At 45.6% G+C, this 19,243-nt stretch carries 14 protein-coding genes and 1 pseudogene; 14 read left to right on the top strand and 1 reads right to left on the bottom strand.

Going from position 1 to position 19,243, the window contains the following annotated elements; genetic code table 11:
* From NDI34_RS19455 to NDI34_RS19405, 11 genes and pseudogenes are all read left to right on the top strand, one after another.
* Nucleotides 1-106, top strand: a pseudogene (locus NDI34_RS19455) (IS630 family transposase); the annotation flags it as partial.
* Between the two features lie 316 nt (nucleotides 107-422).
* Nucleotides 423-1,196: a glucose-1-phosphate cytidylyltransferase gene (gene rfbF / locus NDI34_RS19450; protein ID WP_190412202.1), complete on the top strand. Its 774-nt coding sequence runs from the start codon at nucleotides 423-425 to the stop codon at nucleotides 1,194-1,196.
* 53 nt (nucleotides 1,197-1,249) lie between these two features.
* Entirely contained in the window at nucleotides 1,250-2,464 is a 1,215-nt protein-coding gene (lhgO, locus tag NDI34_RS19445; RefSeq protein WP_348233559.1) for an L-2-hydroxyglutarate oxidase, read from the top strand.
* A gap of 11 nt (nucleotides 2,465-2,475) precedes the next feature.
* Nucleotides 2,476-3,525 (top strand): SDR family oxidoreductase, encoded by a 1,050-nt coding sequence (locus NDI34_RS19440; protein WP_348233558.1) that lies wholly within the window; start codon nucleotides 2,476-2,478, stop codon nucleotides 3,523-3,525.
* Nucleotides 3,512-4,753 carry a class I SAM-dependent methyltransferase gene (locus NDI34_RS19435; protein ID WP_348233557.1) on the top strand — a complete coding sequence of 414 codons (1,242 nt, stop codon included), beginning with the start codon at nucleotides 3,512-3,514 and terminating at the stop codon, nucleotides 4,751-4,753. The genes NDI34_RS19440 and NDI34_RS19435 overlap by 14 nt, the downstream gene beginning before the upstream one ends.
* Nucleotides 4,750-5,298: a dTDP-4-dehydrorhamnose 3,5-epimerase gene (rfbC, locus tag NDI34_RS19430; RefSeq protein ID WP_190412206.1), complete on the top strand. Its 549-nt coding sequence runs from the start codon at nucleotides 4,750-4,752 to the stop codon at nucleotides 5,296-5,298. The genes NDI34_RS19435 and rfbC overlap by 4 nt, the downstream gene beginning before the upstream one ends.
* Nucleotides 5,299-5,402: 104 nt before the next feature.
* The gene (locus NDI34_RS19425; RefSeq protein WP_190412207.1) at nucleotides 5,403-6,344 is read left to right on the top strand and encodes a hypothetical protein; all 942 of its coding nucleotides are present in this window, start codon (nucleotides 5,403-5,405) and stop codon (nucleotides 6,342-6,344) included.
* Between the two features lie 313 nt (nucleotides 6,345-6,657).
* The gene (locus tag NDI34_RS19420) at nucleotides 6,658-7,935 is read left to right on the top strand and encodes a DUF4910 domain-containing protein (RefSeq protein WP_348233560.1); all 1,278 of its coding nucleotides are present in this window, start codon (nucleotides 6,658-6,660) and stop codon (nucleotides 7,933-7,935) included.
* A gap of 31 nt (nucleotides 7,936-7,966) precedes the next feature.
* The gene (locus NDI34_RS19415) at nucleotides 7,967-8,692 is read left to right on the top strand and encodes an SDR family oxidoreductase (protein WP_348233556.1); all 726 of its coding nucleotides are present in this window, start codon (nucleotides 7,967-7,969) and stop codon (nucleotides 8,690-8,692) included.
* A gap of 164 nt (nucleotides 8,693-8,856) precedes the next feature.
* Nucleotides 8,857-10,200, top strand: coding sequence for a glycosyltransferase family 87 protein (locus NDI34_RS19410; RefSeq protein WP_348233555.1), 1,344 nt, complete (start codon nucleotides 8,857-8,859; stop codon nucleotides 10,198-10,200).
* 583 nt (nucleotides 10,201-10,783) lie between these two features.
* Nucleotides 10,784-11,056, top strand: coding sequence for a hypothetical protein (locus NDI34_RS19405; protein WP_199302994.1), 273 nt, complete (start codon nucleotides 10,784-10,786; stop codon nucleotides 11,054-11,056).
* Between the two features lie 44 nt (nucleotides 11,057-11,100).
* On the opposite strand, the gene NDI34_RS19400 is transcribed toward NDI34_RS19405, so the two are convergent.
* Entirely contained in the window at nucleotides 11,101-11,799 is a 699-nt protein-coding gene (locus tag NDI34_RS19400) for a hypothetical protein (protein ID WP_348233554.1), read from the bottom strand.
* A gap of 563 nt (nucleotides 11,800-12,362) precedes the next feature.
* On the opposite strand from NDI34_RS19400, the gene NDI34_RS19395 reads away from it, so the two are divergent.
* Genes NDI34_RS19395 through NDI34_RS19385 form a run of 3 tightly spaced genes read left to right on the top strand, consistent with a single transcriptional unit; the run spans nucleotide 12,363 to nucleotide 19,227 of the window.
* Nucleotides 12,363-13,163, top strand: coding sequence for an alpha/beta hydrolase (locus tag NDI34_RS19395; RefSeq protein WP_348233553.1), 801 nt, complete (start codon nucleotides 12,363-12,365; stop codon nucleotides 13,161-13,163).
* Nucleotides 13,148-16,837: a response regulator gene (locus NDI34_RS19390; RefSeq protein WP_348233552.1), complete on the top strand. Its 3,690-nt coding sequence runs from the start codon at nucleotides 13,148-13,150 to the stop codon at nucleotides 16,835-16,837. The genes NDI34_RS19395 and NDI34_RS19390 overlap by 16 nt, the downstream gene beginning before the upstream one ends.
* Before the next feature lie 2 nt (nucleotides 16,838-16,839).
* Nucleotides 16,840-19,227 carry a response regulator gene (locus tag NDI34_RS19385; protein ID WP_190429263.1) on the top strand — a complete coding sequence of 796 codons (2,388 nt, stop codon included), beginning with the start codon at nucleotides 16,840-16,842 and terminating at the stop codon, nucleotides 19,225-19,227.
* Nucleotides 19,228-19,243 lie beyond the last annotated feature (16 nt).

Here is a 19,243-nt window from a genome sequence, read left to right as displayed (position 1 = left end):
TGAATGGATAGAGATAGAGGCTTATCGGGACTGGAAAAGTTTAGTAAAGTATGTCAAAAATGTGCTAAAAAAAGTCGGAACCGAATATGTAATTAATTTTGCTTAAGCACTTAGTTAGTATTCTATCGGCAACCTTCTAGGCTACTGCTCTAGCCTACAAGCTTGAATCGCAAAATTAGTCGATTTTGCGATTTTTTTGCTGTTTTTATGAGTTAAAAATTTAAAACTACTAGAGGCTCAACTTTTTAAAGTTTTAATAAAGACCCTCTATTTGTTTACTGTATCTTTACAGATATCTCAGTATTTTCCGCTTAGAATATTTAATTAGAGAAAATTGATTTTTTCGACTAAGAATACATTTCTATTATACATGAATCTATCTAAAGGTATAGATTCATTTTCATGAAAAAAGAGGCGATCGCATGAAAGCAGTGATACTGGCTGGAGGCCTTGGAACTCGACTCACGGAAGAAACCACAATCAAACCAAAGCCGATGGTGGAAATTGGTGGACGACCTGTGCTGTGGCATATTATGAAAATTTACGCAGCTTATGGAATCAACGATTTTATTATCTGCTGTGGTTATAAAGGCTACGTAATTAAGGAGTATTTTGCCAACTACTTCTTACATATGTCCGATGTCACGTTTGATATGCGGTTTAACCAAATGAATGTGCATTGTGGCTATGCAGAACCCTGGCGAGTCACGTTGGTAGATACCGGAGATCAAACGATGACCGGAGGACGCTTAAAGCGAGTCAGAGAGCATATTGGGAATCAAACCTTTTGCTTTACTTATGGAGATGGCGTAGCGAATGTCAATATTCAAGAGCTAATAGACTTTCATCGAGAGCAAAAGTGTTTGGCAACCTTGACTGCAACTCAGCCACCGGGACGTTTTGGAGCGATTTCTTTAGAACCCGATCAACATAAAATTACCACTTTTCGGGAGAAGCCTGAAGGGGATGGTGCTTGGATTAATGGGGGTTACTTTGTTCTAGAGCCGGAAGTCATTGATTATATTGAAGATGACTCCACAATTTGGGAGCAAGAACCCCTGAAAAAATTATCTCAAGATGGACATCTGGCTGCTTACAGACATCCTGGTTTTTGGCAACCAATGGATACTTTACGGGATAAGAACTACCTAGAAGAACTTTGGAAGAGTGGGAATGCTCCTTGGAAAGTTTGGTAACAAATTTTTAGGATAAACACTCATCCATTTCAGTTGCAGGGGCAAGAATTCTTATGTATGATTTTGCAATTATTGGCGGCGGGATTGTTGGACTTTCTACAGCAATGGCTTTAGGCAAACGCTATCCCTCTGCCCGTATAGTGGTGCTGGAAAAAGAGAGCCAGTGGGCGTATCATCAAACCGGCAATAATAGTGGCGTGATTCACGCTGGCATTTATTACAAACCAGGAAGTTTCAAAGCTAAATTTTGCCGAGAAGGAAGCCGCTCAATGGTAGAATTCTGCCGAGAGCATGGCATTGCACACGAAGTCTGCGGCAAAGTAATTGTGGCAACGGAGGAAAAAGAGCTGCCACGATTAGAAAGCCTCTATCAACGCGGCTTGGAAAATGGGTTAAGGATTAGCAAGATTAGTGCAGAGGAAGTCAAAGAAATTGAACCTCATGTCGCCTGTATCGCGGGTATTCGGGTGTACGCAACCGGGATTGCCGATTACAAGCAGGTGGCTCGGAAATATGCTGAGCTAGTTGAAGCCCAAGGTGGAGAACTTCGCCTCAATACCAAAGTTGAGAAAATTGTTGGAACGGGTGAGAATCAGGTACTTGAGACAAATAACGGCACGTTTGAAACGCGCTTTGTCATCAATTGTGCCGGACTGCATAGCGATCGCGTTGCCAAATTAGGAAACGTCGATCCAAAAGCGAAAATTGTCCCTTTCCGGGGAGAATACTACGAACTCACACCAGAAAAACGCTATCTCGTCAAAACCCTGATTTATCCGGTTCCTAACCCAGATTTTCCCTTCCTAGGCGTTCATTTCACCCGGATGATTGATGGAAGCGTCCACGCAGGACCCAATGCCGTTCTCAGCCTCAAGCGAGAAGGCTACAAAAAGACAGACTTTAATCTGCGTGATTTTGCTGAAGTGATGACCTATCCAGGTTTTTGGAAACTAGCGGCAAAACACGCCGACGAAGGCATTCAGGAAATCATTCGCTCCTTTAGTAAAGCCGCCTTTGTGCGGAGCTTGCAAAGGCTGATTCCGGAAGTGCAATCGGATGACCTAATTCCCACCCACGCTGGGGTTCGCGCTCAAGCTTTGATGAACGATGGCAAGTTAGTGGACGACTTTTTAATTGTTAAAGGCGATCGCTCCGTCCACGTTTGCAACGCGCCTTCCCCTGCTGCTACCTCTTCCCTGGAAATTGGCAAAGCAATCGTAGAGCAAATTCCGGAACCCCAACCCCTACAAACAACTGTTAGCGTTTAGGAATTGAACGAATGAAAGTATTAGTAACAGGAACAGAAGGCTATCTCGGCTCGTTACTCGCGCCCTTTTTGATGAAACGCGGACACGAAGTGATTGGGGTAGACACCGGCTTCTACAAAGTAGGTTGGCTGTATAACGCCACCGATTTAACTGCCAAAACTCTCAACAAAGATTTGCGGCACATCACACCAGAAGACTTAGAGGGTGTCGAGGCAATCGTTCACATGGCAGAACTTTCCAACGATCCCGCCGGACAACTCTCACCCAATATCACCTACGACATTAACCATAAAGGTTCAGTTCGCCTTGCCAATCTCGCGAAGGCAGCGGGGGTGCGGCGCTTCGTTTATATGTCTTCTTGCAGCGTCTACGGCGTCGCCACAAAAGATGATGTGACTGAAGAATCTCCCGTCAATCCCCAAACTGCTTATGCAGAATGTAAAACCTTCGTAGAAAGAGATGTCAAACCACTCGCCGATGACAATTTTTCTCCGACCTTTCTGCGAAATGCCACCGCTTTTGGGGCATCCCCCAGAATGCGTTTTGATATTGTTTTAAACAACTTGGCGGGCTTAGCTTGGACAACGAAAGAAATCAAAATGACCAGCGACGGAACTCCCTGGCGTCCGTTGGTTCACGCCCTTGATATCTGTAAGGCAATTATCTGCACCCTAGAAGCGCCCCGTGACATTGTTCACAACCAAATTTTTAACGTCGGGGACACCGCTCATAACTATCGAGTTAAAGAAATTGCGGAAATTATTGCCTCAGTCTTCCAAGGATGCCAGTTAACCTTTGGAGAAAATGGCTCGGACAACCGCAGCTATCGAGTTTCTTTCGAGAAGATTAACAAAACCCTACCGGGATTTAAGTGTGAATGGGATGCCCGACGGGGTGCCCAGCAGTTATTCGATTTGTTCAAGCAAATTGATATGACTGAAGATATCTTCTTGTTCAGAGGTTTCACTCGCTTGAAGCAGCTAGAGTACCTAATTCGCACCCAACAAATTGATCGAGATTTTTTCTGGAGTAAGGAGTTATTAAATCATGGCGATCGCTAAGTGTCGTTTTTGCAGCAAATCCCTTGAGCACACCTTTGCCGATCTAGGGATGTCACCCATTGCCAATGACTACCTAACACCAGAACAGCTGCGTCGGGCAGAAAAAAGTTACCCACTTCATGCCTATGTTTGCGAAAGTTGCCTTTTGGTGCAGCTAGAAGAGTTTGAATCTCCCGATCATATCTTTGGGGATGGAGACTACGCTTACTTTTCTTCTTACTCAGACAGTTGGTTGCGTCATGCCAAAGCTTACACGGACTTGATGGTAGAAAGGTTTGGGTTTGACAAAAATCATCAAGTCATTGAAATTGCTAGTAATGACGGCTACCTGTTGCAGTATTTCCATGAAAAGGGAATCCCGGTTTTAGGAATCGAACCAGCGGCAAATGTAGCAAAAGTCGCAGAGGAAAAAGGAATTCCCAGCTTAGTCAAGTTCTTTGGGGTGGAAACATCTAAGGAACTGGCAGCAGAGGGGAAGCAAGCCAATCTGTTGTTGGGCAACAACGTCCTCGCCCACGTTCCGGATGTGAATGATTTTGTAGCGGGAATGAAGATAGCCTTGAAGCCAGATGGCATCTTGACAATGGAATTTCCCCATTTGTTACAGCTGATGCAGCAAAATCAGTTTGACACAATTTATCATGAGCATTTTTCCTACTTCTCCTTCTTAACCGTCGAAAAAATCTTTGCAGCTCACGGTTTGACCTTATTTGATGTCGAAGAAATCCCGACTCACGGCGGTTCGCTGCGAATTTACGGCAAGCATGACAATGCGGCTGAGCCAGCCATGAGCGATCGCGTCAATCAATTAAAATCTAAGGAAACCCAGGCAGGCTTAGATAAGATAGACACCTATCAGACCTTTGGAGAAAAAGTCAAAGAAACCAAGCGCAAGCTACTGACTTTTTTGATTGAAGCGAAACAACAGGGGAAAGCGATCGCAGGGTATGGTGCCCCAGCCAAAGGCAATACCCTCCTAAATTATTGTGGAGTTCGCACAGACTTTGTTGATTTTACGGTAGATCGCAGCCCTCACAAGCAAGGAACCTTTCTACCCGGCACTCATATCCCCGTCCTCAACCCCGACGAAATCCGCGAAAGACAGCCTGACTACCTGCTAATTTTGCCTTGGAACCTCAAAGAGGAAATTATGCAGCAGATGGCATTTATTCGAGAGTGGGGAGGCAAATTTGTAGTCCCAATTCCAGAAGTGCAAGTTTACCTATGATATTCACCGAAACCAAACTCAAGGGTGCCTTTATTATTGACATAGAGCAACGAGAAGATAATCGAGGATTATTTGCTCGGACTTTTTGTGCCAATGAATTTGCAGATCGTGGATTAAAGCCAAACGTTGCCCAATGCAACCTATCCGTGAACTACAAAAAAGGGACGTTGCGGGGTATGCATTATCAAGCAGCCCCCGCCAGCGAAACAAAATTAGTTCGCTGTACCCGTGGTGCCATATACGATGCAATCGTCGATATGCGTCCAGAATCGCCCACGTATTTGTGTCATGTTGGCATCGAACTAACCGCTGAAAACCGACGTGCCCTGTATATTCCTGAAATGTTTGCCCACGGTTTCCAAACCCTAACCGATGACGCCGAAGTGGTATATCAGATGAGCGAGTTTTATACACCAGGGTATGAGCGCGGGCTGCACTATGACGACCCCATCCTGGGGATTGAATGGCCCTTACCCGTCAGTGAAATTTCCGAAAAAGATTTATCCTGGCCTTTGTTCAGCTCTTATGTTCTTGTCGGGGCATAATTTTTTTCTAACTATTGAGCGAGTTGTTCGATACAGAACTACCCGCTCAATGTTTGGATAATGTAGAGTGAATGGAGCGCTACAACCCTTAAGGAAATAGCAAAGTGAACACAATCTTTTTCGATTCTGATGTTAACGATGAGGTGAGGCGAAAACATCTTTTCAACGGACAGATTTTCGTCTTCTCACCCCGTCCAAGTGCGATCGCGCTGTGCGAATTAGCTCGCGAACTTACCCAAGAAGCGTTTGGTTCTCTAGATCCACGAGAAGCACAATTTAGCCTCCCCGTCGAAAAGTTTGTGGAGATTGTCGCTCCGCTCAAGCCCAGATTTATCCATCACCCCAAGTCAAAGCAGCTGATTCGGGAACTGCTAGAGGATCTTGGCTGCGAAATGAACAAAACCTATTTCGACGTTCCGCGCATGAGAGTCGTGTGTGATGGCACCTACCTCAACGCAGGGGTTGCTTATCCGCTGCACCCGCATCGTGACACCTGGTACGCCGCTCCCCTCTGCCAGATGAACTGGTGGCTTCCCATCTACGACTATGAATCCGAGAGTTCGATGGCATTTCAGCCCCGCTACTGGAGCCAGCCAGTAAAAAATGGCTCTAGCGAGTACAACCACTATGAGTGGAACCGAGAGGGGCGGAAAAACGCCGCCCAGCACATCAAGAAAGATACCCGGAAGCAGCCCCGCCCATTAGAACACGTCGATCTCGATCCGCAGATCCGAGTCGTTACCAAACCAGGCGGAATCATCCTCTTCTCTGGCGCACAGCTGCATTGGACAGTGCCCAACACCTCCGGACGCACGCGCTTTAGCATCGACTTCAGAACCGTACACCTCGACGATGTTATCGCTAAGGACGGCGCACCGAATCTCGACTCCGCGCCTCAGGGCACTACGCTCAGAGAACTCATGCGGGGTAGCGATCTCGCTCGCATTCCTGATGACATCATTGCGCTCTACGAAAACGAGCCACCACCCAGTGAGGAGGGGCTTGTGTTCCAACCTCCAGCGGAAGTCCTAAACTCTGTTCGTTAGAAGTTAACGAGCATTCAGCGAACACTTCCAGATCCAGATGATGCCCTCTTCGGTTTAGGATCTCCCCCAATCCCTTTTTAAAAGGCAATTGGGGGGATCTCCGAGAGCTGAAATGACCCACTCAGATGTATTGCCATCTGATGCAGCAACTAACAATCCTGTAAAGGTCGCTAAAATCAGTGCTAACTTTACGGGTGCTGAAGCTAGTATTAAGGACGTTCGAGTTGCCCTTGATTTTTTGCAAAAGAGGCTTAAAGCTGTGAACCTCACCGATCTAAAGAGAGTTCTTAACCCTGATGATATTGGCAACGAGATGTACCAGGTGATCTCAAAGCTATATCCGATTTGCCGCAGTATTACAGGAAATGGCTTTCGAGAAACTCTCAAGATTATTCAAGAACTCATTCCTTTAGAAATTCACGAGGTACCGACGGGAACGGAAGTGTTCGACTGGACGGTTCCGAAGGAGTGGAACATTAAAGATGCCTACATCAAAAATTCCCAAGGTGAGCGAGTCGTAGACTTCCAAAAATCTAACTTGCATGTTGTCAATTACAGCGTGCCGGTTCGGAAAAAAATGCCCTTCCAGGAACTGAAAGAACACCTGTTTACCCTACCAGATACTCCTGAGTGGATTCCTTATCGAACTTCTTATTATAAAGAAACTTGGGGCTTTTGTTTGAGCCACAAGCAATTTTTAGAACTAAAAGATGAAGAGTATGAAGTCTGCATTGATTCATCTTTAGAACCAGGAAGCCTGACTTATGGCGAGTATTACATCAAGGGAGAAAGCCCAGACGAAGTTTTAATCTCCTGCCATGCTTGTCATCCATCTCTCTGCGACGACAATCTATCGGGCATCGCTCTAAGTGCCTATTTAGCAAAACATCTCAGCTCGATTTCTCTGAGATACTCTTACCGATTTCTATTTATTCCGGGAACGATTGGTTCCATTACTTGGCTGTGTTTAAATGAAGCCCAAGCCCAAAAAATTAAACACGGATTGGTACTAACATGTGTGGGAGATCCAGGCAAAGTTACTTATAAGAGAAGCCGCCAAGGTGATGCTCAAATCGATAGAGCCAGCCTTCACGTTTTAAAGCATTCGGGGCAAGAGCATGAGATTATAGATTTCTTCCCCTATGGCTACGATGAGCGGCAGTATTGTTCGCCGGGGTTCAATCTGGCTGTGGGTTGTTTTATGCGATCGCAGCACGGTGAGTTTCCCGAATACCACACATCGGCAGATAATCTAGATTTTGTGCAACCGCAATATCTGGCTGACTCCTTCTCTAAATGTTTGTCAATTTTCCACGTTTTGGAAGGCAATGGGACTTACTTAAATCAAAATCCTAAATGCGAGCCGAGACTGGGAAAAAGGGGTCTATATAAAGGAATTGGCGGGCAGAAAGAGGGGGCACTGAATGAAATGGCAATTTTGTGGGTTTTGAATTTAGCCGATGGCAATCATACATTGCTAGACATAGCAGACAGGTCGGGTTTAGCATTTGATGAGATTAAAAGAGCAGCAGATGCTTTACTAGAACATGATTTATTGAAAGAGTGTTTAAAATCAGCAGCCGTCAGTTGAGATTAATCCAAATCCTTGCATCCAAGATTGAATGTCAACCTTAAAAGACAAAATTGCAGTTGTAACGGGAGCGAGTAGCGGAATTGGCAAAGCGATCGCTCTCGGTTTGGCAGCACAAGGAGCAACGCTTTGCTTGGTGGGACGTAATTTAGAAGCGCTAGAGGCAGTTGCCGAAACTGCTAAAGCAACTGCATCCAAAGTTCTGCTGTATCAAGTTGACCTGACACTAGACGAAGACATTCAGCAGCTAAAAACTCGTCTTGAGCAAGATGTAGGAGAGGTTGATCTGCTCGTTCATAGTGCTGGCGTTATCACCTTAGGACACATGAAAACCGCCTCTCTAGAAGACTTTGACTGGCAGTACCGTGTCAATGTTCGCGCTCCTTATGCGCTGACACAAGCCTTATTGCCGATGCTAACAGTTCGTCAGGGTCAGATCGCTTTCCTCAACTCGACCGTGGGTTTGAATGCCAGAGGCGGTGTGGGACAATATGCTGCAACCAAGCATGCACTGAAAGCGATCGCTGACAGTCTGCGAGAAGAAGTCAACGCAGATGGCGTGCGCGTTCTCAGCATCTACCCCGGACGCACTGCTAGTCCCATGCAAGCATCGGTTCAAGAGATAGAAGGTAGAGAATATCATCCAGAACGACTTCTGCAACCAGAAGATGTAGCCGCCGTGGTACTCAATGCCCTCAGTTTGCCCCGCACCGCCGAAGTAACTGACATCAACATTCGACCTTTGAGAAAAGCTTAAATTTCCTTCAGGTTCATAGAATCAAAGACACATTTGGGTAATAACCAAAGGCTTAATAGGCGTCATAATCCTCAACTTTATGTTTTCACGAGCTGAGATATCATTTGTCTGACCTTATCTTCAGAACTTTTTATAGCATTTATAGGAGTTAAATCAGGTTTTCTATGAAAAATTACTTGATTTTCATTCTTTTAATCTTAGGGGCAGTTGGGCTAAATAGCCTTGCTGATAAATACTTAAAAAAGCAATGGAATTTATGGTTAGGCTATGGATTCCCTGTCTTACTTATGATGCTATTTTTATGGAATATTTCTAATCCACCTGCACAAAATTTATTTGCTGACTTTGACAAAGCTTATTACCCAGCGGGTCGTCTTGTACTAGAAAATCCCCCAGATTTATACCTACCAGATAAAAATTGCTTAGGACAACCTGATTGTCCGGCTGGGACTTTTGTAAATATTCCAATAATTGCCTATTTATTTACTCCTTTTTCATTGTTAAGTAAGCAAAATGCCCACATTTTGCTGATGTTTTTAAGTGGCATTGCGATTCTCTTCACTTACTATTTACTAATCAAGCTAGGCGAACTAACAACCGAAAAACAAAAAATCGCCCTACTCGGACTATTTGCGATCAATGGTCCTCTTTATTACAATTTGCGAGAAGGAAATTCGACTCATTTTGTCTTGTTGTTGCTAATCGCAGCTTTTTTTTGCATCCAGGCTAAACGCGAAATTTGGACGGGTGCGCTCTTAGCGATCGCTGCTTTGATTAAAATTCCCTTGTTCCTTTTTGGTGTTTACTTTGTAATGAGAAGTCGATGGCGAGTAGTGGCGGGGTTTAGTGCAGCGCTACTGGCAATTGTCGGAGCATCAATCCTTTTGTTCGGTTTCGATTTACATCAGACTTGGTTTGAGATGTGCATTCAGCCTTACGCTGGAAAGCCAATCGCCGCCTACAACAGTCAGTCACTTGATAGCTTCTTAGCTCGTTTGCTAACTGACGGTGGTCTTACTAAGTGGCTGCCTCTAGAGGTAGGATTGGGGTTCAAACTGGTGCGGTACGCATTGCTCTCACTGCTGTTTGGTGCGACTATTTGGATTTGCTGGCGCTCAAAAAAACCTGTCACATTAGAAGAAGAAAATTTAGAGCTTTCTGTTGTCCTTTGTTTAGCACTGCTTACAAGTCCTATCTCTTGGACTCACTACTATCTCTTGTTGCTACTACCTTTATCTCTCTATCTAGGCAACAAATTAGCAGTCCCTAATAAACAGCTTTGGTCTAGCCTAATATTATTAGGCATTTTATTGATATCGTTGCCTGTTACCTATACTCTGGCTTACTTCAAACCAGGAAATGCTCAATTTCTGAGTTATTTAGTATCCAGGGTGTTTATCTCTCATTACTTCTTCGGCGGCATCTTACTACTGGGAGTCTTGTTGGCTGCTCGATGGCAGAATTCAAAACGCTTTCAGCAATCTCAAAGTAGTCTTGGTTCTCTGTAACCCTGCTTTGTGACCATGCTTTATGGCATTAATTCTTAAGGTGTCAGTATGATTGTTTTTGTTATACCGCTCAGAAGTCAGCAATCTTCAAATTCTTGGGAGCGCGTTCTTAAGTTATTTGCAAGATGTATTAAGTCAATCTCAATCAAACTTCACCAGATTTTAGGGTGATTTTTGTTTGTCACAAAAACCAAAATATTGAGTTGAATCATCCTCACATTACCTACATTGAAGTAGATTTACTACCGCCAGATCCAGCTTTAAAAACTGCGGCTATGGAGAAATAGACAGCTCCTGATTTGGCTGATAAGTGTTTAGACAAGTTGCAAAAAGTGATGGCAGGTTTCATCTATGCTCAACAGCTAAAACCCTCTCATATAATGCTATTGATGCCGATGACTGTGTAAGTAAGCATTTGGCAGAATTTGTCAATCAGCATCCTCAATCTAAGGGATGGTTTGTAGATAAGGGCTATGTATGTTAGGAGGATAGCCAACTCATATATTACAAAAAATATGCCTTCAATAGATCGTGTGGAAGCGGCCGGATTGTCCGCTATGATTTGTATGATTTGCCTGAAAAGGTGGAAGATGCCAATCTAGCTTTCCTTATCCATATTGATTCTCATAAATCAATTGAACTCAAGAAAGGAGTAAGACTCAAGCAATTGCCTTTTGAAGGTGCTGTTTATATTATTGGAAATGGAGAAAATCTCTATCCAACAGGTTTCGACACTTTATTTGGTGCTAAGGCGGGAATCACGTTAAGCCTCCGATCTCGGATAAGAGAAGCCTTCAATTATCGATTTATAACTAAATCAATTCGTAGCGAATTTGGCTTGTATAAACTGAATTAGAAATTATAAATAAGCCTTACAAGGAAAAATAGTTATAAAGCAATTTATTCATTTGATAGGTTGCGCGATCGCATCACTTCTTTTTCGCAGACGTCCCAAAAATAGAGAATAATATTCACTAATCCTAATATTTTGCTTCCATCTTCTAAAATAACTGGAGTTCCTTCACCCTTAATAGGCAATAAGTCTGCCATACCTGAGATTATAAATAAACTAAAACCGACTAGCAACAGAATATAGGGTGTTGATAATATTCTGCGCCAAAATGCAACGATATAGCTCACTAAACCAAGACCGTATAGGGAATACATAATCACCTTTGGGATACCCACTAATAAATCCAGCGTCAACGTGAGCCGAAATATATCATCCAATAGAAAGATAGTCAGCGCGATCGCAGAGAAGAAGATAAATGGATCGCCTTTGTGACTATGACGAATTCTTTTTAGTAAGGTAAAGCTAAATAAACAGATCGTTAAAGAGATGCACCAGAGGATTTCTGAAAAGTGAGTGAAAAGAGCCAGGTAAGGGATGTCTTTACGAAAAGGTTCAGCAAATAGAAGTTTTATGAAATTAACTCTGGCATAGTAGTCTGAACCGTAGTAGGTGCCTGCCATTTTGACATAGACTGTCATTCCCAGAAACAGTAACAGCACTAGACCATTAAAAACGAGAACGGAGCGGTCTTCTAGGATTTGCTTTTTGAGGTCTTGCCAGATTTTTTTTATTTGATAATTCCGCATTTTTATTCAAGCTAGTTGTGATTATTTTATAATAGAAAAACACAACGGATTTAAATAGTTAAGTTTTTGTACATCTTTATGTATTTGAGTATAAATAAATTTTAGCAAACGAGTCCAGGGAACCGGGAAATATTTTTGATTTATCTTTGGACTGAAGCTTTCTGTATTTCAAGGAATACAGTAGACGAATAGATAGCTTGAGCATCTGAAAAGAGTTGGAAGAACAAAGGGTTGGGAAGACAATCAAGCGAAATTATGTAATCTAGTCCTTGGGTCAGCTTAAATTATGTTCGTTTTATCGTTACTGTTTATTTTTGCATTAGGCTTAGTATGCCTCAACCTAAAATATTTAAAGGATCGTTAGGTTATTGCCTTTAGCTCCGGCTTGGGAACCGCGTTAAGAAAGTCGGTATAGTAATTGACAGCTTCTCGCATGGCTGCTGTTACATATCCGAGCTTTTAGGGAACGCTAAAATATAACCTCAATGAGGTAAGTCTTTCAGTTTGGTTTCGGTACAGTTTTTGTCTTGGATTAAGGTAATAAAGAGAAGGAGTAACTATCTATGGCAACGAGCATCATGCAGCGTAATAATGTCCAGATGCTGGGTGATGGCAGCCAGACAATTATCTTTGCCCACGGTTTTGGCTCGGATCAGACGGCTTGGCGACATCAGGTAGCAGCCTTCGCGCCTAATTTTCGCATTGGGCTGTTCGACCATGTAGGGGGAGGTAAGTCAGATTTTTCTGCCTATAGTCCGCGCCGCTACAGCAGCTTATACAGCTATGCTGAGGATTTGCTGGATTTATGTGCCGAGTTAAAGTTAACCAAGAGCATCTTGGTGGGGCACTCGGTTAGTGGGATGGTTAGTTTACTGGCAGCATTAGTCGAGCCTGATTGCTTTAGCCAACTGATCTTTCTAGATGCGTCCCCCCGTTATCTCAACGATGACGGATATGTTGGTGGCTTCGAGCAGTCTGACTTAGATACACTCTATGCAGCCATGTCAACCAACTACTATGCTTGGGCTAGCGGTTTTGCGCCGATCGCAATGGCTACTCAGGATAAACCTGAATTGGCAGCGGAGTTTGCTAATACGCTAGCCGCTATCCGTCCAGATATCGCGCAAGCGGTCGCTAAAGTGATTTTCCAGTCTGACCACCGAGATGATTTACCACGATTGAATGTACCGACTGTGATTTTACAGGCAAGCGATGATATTGCCGTACCGCCTGAAGTTGGTCAGTACATGGCAGATAAAATTCCTCAAGGTAAGCTGATGAATATCGCTGCTAGAGGACACTTACCGCATATCAGCGCTCCCGACGTGGTAACGAGTGCAATTGCCCAATGTATCGCCGCTTAAACTTAAATCTTCTTCGATCGCGGTTGCTGCTTTGTCCTCCTGACCGACTACCGACCTTTAGAGCCGTCCTAATCTGGCTAACCCTCTTTTTCGTAGGACTGGGCGTGCTGGATGGATGGAAGCCTATGCAGATGGTCGCCCCAGTCATCTTGACAATATGCACGCTTCTGCCCCTACCAGCGGTGCAAGTTGCACCCGCCGCAGGGCTTTGCATTCTGTTGTTGGGACTGCTGCATGGCGATTGGCGGCTAACCCGCCAGTCACTTGAGCTGGGCAGTGTGGCTGTGTTCGGAACATTTGTAGGCTCTTTTCTGCGGGGAATCGAGTGGCGGTTGGCGTCCCAATCGGTGCTGAGTACTCTTACTAATACCGATACTAGAAATTCTCCCGATATACCGATCCGGCAAGCCCTGATTTTACTGCGGGAGTTTGTTTGTGCCGACGCAGCGATCGCGCTACGCCAACTTGATGATGTCACCGCTGAAGCCTTGGTGTGTATTCCCCAGCAGGCGCTGCCAGATCAACTGACAACGCCCACCTTGTTTGAGAAAGCGATCGCTCAAAATCGCTGTCTCTACTATCCAAACTACCCCGCTACTCCCGGTGCTTCTCATGTCTTGGTCGCTAAAGGGACTCAATCCCTCGCCATCCTTCCATTTCAGTATCCCGGTAGGGGCACGACTTTATCAGCGCCCCATAGCGGTGCAATTTTGCTGATCTGGCATCGCCAGACCAACATCTCCCCACGTCTGCGCCAATTTATTGAGTCGCTACTTGGCGAGTTACGCACCCTTCTACAGTTCAGCGATACCACCCTACGGCTGGAGAATCTACAAGCCCGCTTCGGTGCCATGTTAGAGACAATCCATCAGGGAGTGGTATTTGTAGATGAAAGTGGGGAGCAAGGGTGGATCAATCAAGCCGCTGCCGAGCAACTGGGACTCACCCCAGGGGCTGTAGAACCCCCCGTGCTAGCTCAGGCGATGGCATTGCTACGCACTAGCGCTGATAATCAACAGGAAATCGTGGCGCAGGCAGCAAAGTTTTTTTCCCAACCTCAAGCAGTCATTCGCAATTGGATCTGGGTGTTCAAAGGCGACACGCCAAAAACCCTGAGTATCTCTAGCACGGCGACGCGGGTACACGACGTGCCCGGTCGCCTCTGGATATTCGATGATATTACCGAGCGATATTTCGCGCAACTGGCACTCGTCGAGCGTACTCAGGAGTTATCCCAGGCGAATTTGGAACTGGAAAAGGCAAAAGCAGCGGCTGAAGCAGCGACTCGCATTAAGAGCCAATTCCTCGCCAATATGAGCCACGAAATCCGCACCCCGATGAATGCAATTATCGGCATGACGGGACTGCTACTCAACACTGAGTTAACTCCTCAGCAGCGAGATTTTGTGGAAACCACCCAAAGCAGTGGCGATGCATTGCTAACGCTAATCAACGACATTCTTGACCTTTCTAAAATTGAGTCAGGCAAGCTGGAATTAGAAAAGCATTCTTTTAATTTGCGAGTTTGTGTTGAAGAAGCCCTCGATTTATTAGCTTTCAAAGCAGCCGAAAAAAATCTGGAATTAGCATATTTAATTCATCCAGGAACCCCACTCTCGATTGTGGGAGATGCCAGCCGGTTGCGCCAAATTTTAGTAAATTTGCTTAGTAATGCGGTCAAGTTTACTCAAACTGGAGAGGTAATTGTATCGGTCAGTGCAAAAGAGGCGATCGCTCAGGAAGAATCGGAAATCAGTCACGAGCCAACCCACGCATTGCCCGATTACCAAATCCAATTTGCGGTTAAAGACACCGGCATTGGGATTCCCGCAAACCGGATAGACCGCCTGTTCAAATCTTTCAGTCAAGTCGATGCTTCCACAACTCGCCAGTATGGGGGAACCGGGTTGGGACTCGCGATTAGCAATCATCTGAGCGAAATGATGGGCGGTCAGATGTGGGTCGAGAGTATGGGAGCGATCGCGGGAAATCCTCCTTCTAACTGGCAACCTACAATAAAAAAAGATCCGGGTGCAAAGAGCAACCCTGAATTTCATTCTCCCCTTCAAGAAGGCGAAAGCGTTGCGGCGGCAAAGCCGCTAGGGCCTACATCCCCTGCTACGCTTTCGGTCGCTAACAGCCCTCATCCAGACGTAGGCTCTACTTTTTATTTCACCATTGTTGCGGCATCAGCTCCCAATGTCTCTGCGATCGCTTCTCAAAATCCTCAACCTCAGTTAGATGAAAAGCGGCTCCTAATCGTGGATGATAACGCTACAAATCGCCAAATATTGACGCTACAAGCCCAATCTTGGGGAATGCTGACTTGGGCGGCTGAATCTGGTTTTGAAGCCCTCGACTGGTTGAACTTAGGGGAACCGTTTGATATCGCCATTCTGGATATGCAAATGCCACACATGGATGGTCTGACTTTAGCGGCTAAAATCCGTCAGCTGCCTAACTATGAAAAATTACCCTTAATTGTGTTGACCTCCATCGACAGGCCAGAAAGGAGTCATGATGTCCAAGCCGTCGATTTCGCGGCATTCCTCACCAAACCCGTTAAACAATCCCATCTCTATAATGTCTTGAGCCATATCTTGGGGGAACAGCCGATCCAGGTAAAGCCCTCGCGCTCAAATATACCGGCAATCAATCCCCAACGAGGGGTACAATTTCCCCTGCGGATTCTGTTAGCAGAAGACAATATTGTGAATCAAAAGGTAGCCTTGTATTTACTATCCCAGATGGGCTATCGAGCAGATATTGCGAGTAATGGATTAGAAGTGCTAGAAGCTCTACATCGCCAATCCTATGACGTGGTACTGATGGATGTGCAGATGCCAGAAATGGATGGATTGACAGCGACTCGCCGCATCATTGGGGAATGGTTGCCTGCTTCTCGTCCCCGCATCATTGCCATGACAGCGAATGCGATGCAAGGAGATCGAGAAGAATGTCTCAAGGCAGGCATGGATGACTACCTGAGCAAACCGATCCGAACCGAGGAACTCATCCAAGCTTTGAGCAAGTGTCAGCCTTTAAGCGAGGCTGAGGAACCAGGATTGTTAGCGAAGCAGCACGTTAGCGAAGCCAAGAGCGATCGCGCCTTAGTCCAGACTGAGGAAGAAATAGACAGTAGAAGAATTCCCCCCGTCATCCCGTCACCCCCGCACCCCTCTCTTCCGACTCCCCAACTCAGTCCTCAGCCCTCAGTCCTCAGTCCTTCTATCGACAGTAGAAGAATTCCTCCCGTCATCCCGTCACCCCCTCAGCCCTCTCTTCCGACTCCCCAACTCAGTCCTCAGTCCTCAGCCCTCAGCACTTCCATTGATGCCAAAGTATTGCAATCATTTCGCAAAATGGTCGGTGAAGATGCCGAGGCGATTTTAGGAGAGATGATCGATTGCTACCTCGACGATGCGCCAAAACTCTTAGAAGCGATCGCGATCGCAGTTGCCCAAGCAAATGCACCCCAGTTGCAACGCACCGCTCACACCCTCAAGTCAAGCAGTGCCACCCTAGGTGCCACAACCCTCGCCCAACTCTGTAAAGAGTTAGAAATCATGGCTCGGACTGGAAATATTAAAAATGCATTAGACAAATTGCCGCAGCTTGAAGCTGAGTATGAACAAGTTAAGGCGGATTTGCACTCTCAACGCCAGCCAAATTAGCTATGAACACCACCGACGCTAATCAACATACTCCCCTCATCCTCGTCGTAGATGACGACAAATTCATGCGGCTTCAACTTCGCCGAGCGATGGAACAAGCCGGATACGAGGTAGCAGAAGCAAGCGACGGAGAGGAAGGTTTAGCCGCCTACACGCGCCTACACCCAGATATTGTGCTGCTGGATGCCATGATGCCAGTGATGGATGGTTTTACCTGCTGTCATCTATTGCGTACCCTTCCAGAGGGTGATTCTCGTGGAGAGAAGTTTGGCGATTCTCCTACAGCGACGGGAACTGCTGAAAAAAGTCGCCCCCCTAGAGGATCGCGGAACACACCCGTATTGATGATTACGGCTCTTGAAGATCAAGAATCGGTCGATCAAGCATTTGAGGCGGGTGCCATTGATTACATTACCAAGCCGATTCACTGGGCAGTTCTGCGCCAGCGCGTGCGTCGTGTCCTCCAAGCTAGCCAAGCAACAGAGGAATTGCGACAGCAAACTGAGCGGGCACAACTGAGCGAGGAGCGACTAAGGTTAGCCCTAGAAGCTGCCCACATGGGCACCTGGGACTGGAATATCCATAGCGGCAAAGTTGTTTTCTCCGCAACCGCAGAAGCGAATTTTGGTCTTCCCCCAGGTTCCTTTGACGGCACCTATCAAAGCTTCCTCACCAAAATCCATCCTCTAGACCTAGAATTAGTCACTCAAGCTTTAGTACGCCCCGTGGAAGAAGGGGCGGACTATGACATCGAATACCGGATTATTTGGTCGGATGGTAGCGTTCATTGGATAGCCAGCAAAGGTCAAGTTTATTACGACCAAACCGGCAAACCCATCCGTGTGAACGGCATCAACATGGACATCACCGAGCGCAAGCACTCGGAACAAAAAATTTGCGAACAAGCTGCTCTACTGGATATCGCCACAGATGCAATTCTGGTTCAAAATCTAGACAACCAAATCTTATTTTGGAACCAAGGTGCGGAACGTCTCTATGGCTGGAAGCAAGAAGAAGCCCTCGGCAATAACACTGCTGAGCTGTTGCATAAGCAAATTTCACTAAAACTTCGAGCCGCCCAAAAAACTCTCATCGAGGAAGGAGAGTGGTATGGGGAGTTGTATCAAATGACCAAATCTGGTCGAGAAATCATTGTTGAAAGTCGCTGGACGCTCGTGCGCGATGAGGCGGAAAACCCAAAAGCAATTCTGATTGTCAACACCAATATAACTGAAAAAAAACAACTAGAAAGGCAGTTTCTCCGCGCTCAGCGCATGGAGAGCTTAGGAACGCTGGCTAGCGGCATTGCCCACGATTTAAACAATGTGCTAGCGCCTATTTTGATGTCAGTTCAACTTTTGCAAATCAAAATCCAGGATCGCCAGAGTCAACAGCTGCTTTCCATCCTCGAAACGAATGCCAAACGTGGAGCTGATTTAGTTAAACAGGTGCTTTCTTTTGCGCGAGGCATGGAAGGCGAACGGACAAATCTCCAAGTCGGGCACCTAATTTACGAGATTGCGAAGATCGCAAATGAAACTTTCCCTAAATCAATCGAGATTCATACGCATATCCAGACAAGAGAGCTGTGGCCTGTTTCTGGCGATGCTACTCAACTACATCAGGTACTGATCAATCTTTGCGTCAATGCTCGTGATGCCATGCCAGATGGCGGGACGTTGAAGATTTCCGCCGACAATACAGTAATTGATGAAAACTATGCCAGGATGAACTCAGGTGCAAAAGTGGGTTCCCATATTGTGATTAGTGTCTCTGATAGTGGAGTGGGAATGCCTACTGAGATGCTTGATAGAATCTTTGAGCCATTTTTCACAACTAAAGAAATTGGCAAAGGTACGGGTCTGGGTCTTTCAACGGTTCTTGGCATCATCAAAAGCCACGGTGGGTTTTTGAATGTATATAGCGAAGTGGGAAAAGGCACAGAATTTAAGATCTACTTGCCAGCAATCGAGGGAGAATTAACATCGCAAGCTCTAAAAAAACCATCTAATCTGTTAACTGGAAACGGCGAGTGTATTCTGGTTGTTGATGACGAAGCTTCAATTTCTCAAGTGACTCAAGCATCTCTAGAAACTTATGGCTATAAAGTTTTAACTGCGAGCGATGGGATTGAGGCAGTCGTACTGTATGCCCAGCATAAAACGGAAATTAGTGTTGTACTCCTCGATATGATGATGCCGTCTATGGACGGGCCAACAACGATTCGCACGCTACAAAAAATTAACCCGCAAGTTAAAATTATTGCGGTTAGCGGACTCTTATCTAACGATAGGGTGAGTGAGCTGGCTCGCGCTGGGGTCACAACCGTTTTGTCAAAACCCTACACTACAGAAGAGTTGTTGAAAGCCTTACATGAGGTAATTATCTAATGCAAGACTTAACAGC

The sequence above is a fragment of the Trichocoleus sp. DQ-U1 genome, from assembly GCF_039961925.1.
Classification (GTDB): Bacteria; Cyanobacteriota; Cyanobacteriia; order Cyanobacteriales; family FACHB-T130; genus FACHB-T130.
Note: the sequence above shows the minus strand (reverse complement) of the source record. Positions and strands in the feature narration are given on the sequence as shown.

Excerpts from the sequence above, each read along its gene's own strand:
- rfbF (WP_190412202.1), top strand. The coding sequence starts at position 423 with ATGAAAGCAGTGATACTGGCTGGAGGCCTTGGAACTCGACTCACGGAA.
- lhgO (WP_348233559.1), top strand. The coding sequence starts at position 1,250 with ATGTATGATTTTGCAATTATTGGCGGCGGGATTGTTGGACTTTCTACA.
- NDI34_RS19440 (WP_348233558.1), top strand. The coding sequence starts at position 2,476 with ATGAAAGTATTAGTAACAGGAACAGAAGGCTATCTCGGCTCGTTACTC.
- NDI34_RS19435 (WP_348233557.1), top strand. The coding sequence starts at position 3,512 with ATGGCGATCGCTAAGTGTCGTTTTTGCAGCAAATCCCTTGAGCACACC.
- rfbC (WP_190412206.1), top strand. The coding sequence starts at position 4,750 with ATGATATTCACCGAAACCAAACTCAAGGGTGCCTTTATTATTGACATA.
- NDI34_RS19420 (WP_348233560.1), top strand. The coding sequence starts at position 6,658 with ATGTACCAGGTGATCTCAAAGCTATATCCGATTTGCCGCAGTATTACA.
- NDI34_RS19415 (WP_348233556.1), top strand. The coding sequence starts at position 7,967 with ATGTCAACCTTAAAAGACAAAATTGCAGTTGTAACGGGAGCGAGTAGC.
- NDI34_RS19410 (WP_348233555.1), top strand. The coding sequence starts at position 8,857 with ATGAAAAATTACTTGATTTTCATTCTTTTAATCTTAGGGGCAGTTGGG.
- NDI34_RS19400 (WP_348233554.1), bottom strand. The coding sequence starts at position 11,799 with ATGCGGAATTATCAAATAAAAAAAATCTGGCAAGACCTCAAAAAGCAA.
- NDI34_RS19395 (WP_348233553.1), top strand. The coding sequence starts at position 12,363 with ATGGCAACGAGCATCATGCAGCGTAATAATGTCCAGATGCTGGGTGAT.
- NDI34_RS19390 (WP_348233552.1), top strand. The coding sequence starts at position 13,148 with ATGTATCGCCGCTTAAACTTAAATCTTCTTCGATCGCGGTTGCTGCTT.
- NDI34_RS19385 (WP_190429263.1), top strand. The coding sequence starts at position 16,840 with ATGAACACCACCGACGCTAATCAACATACTCCCCTCATCCTCGTCGTA.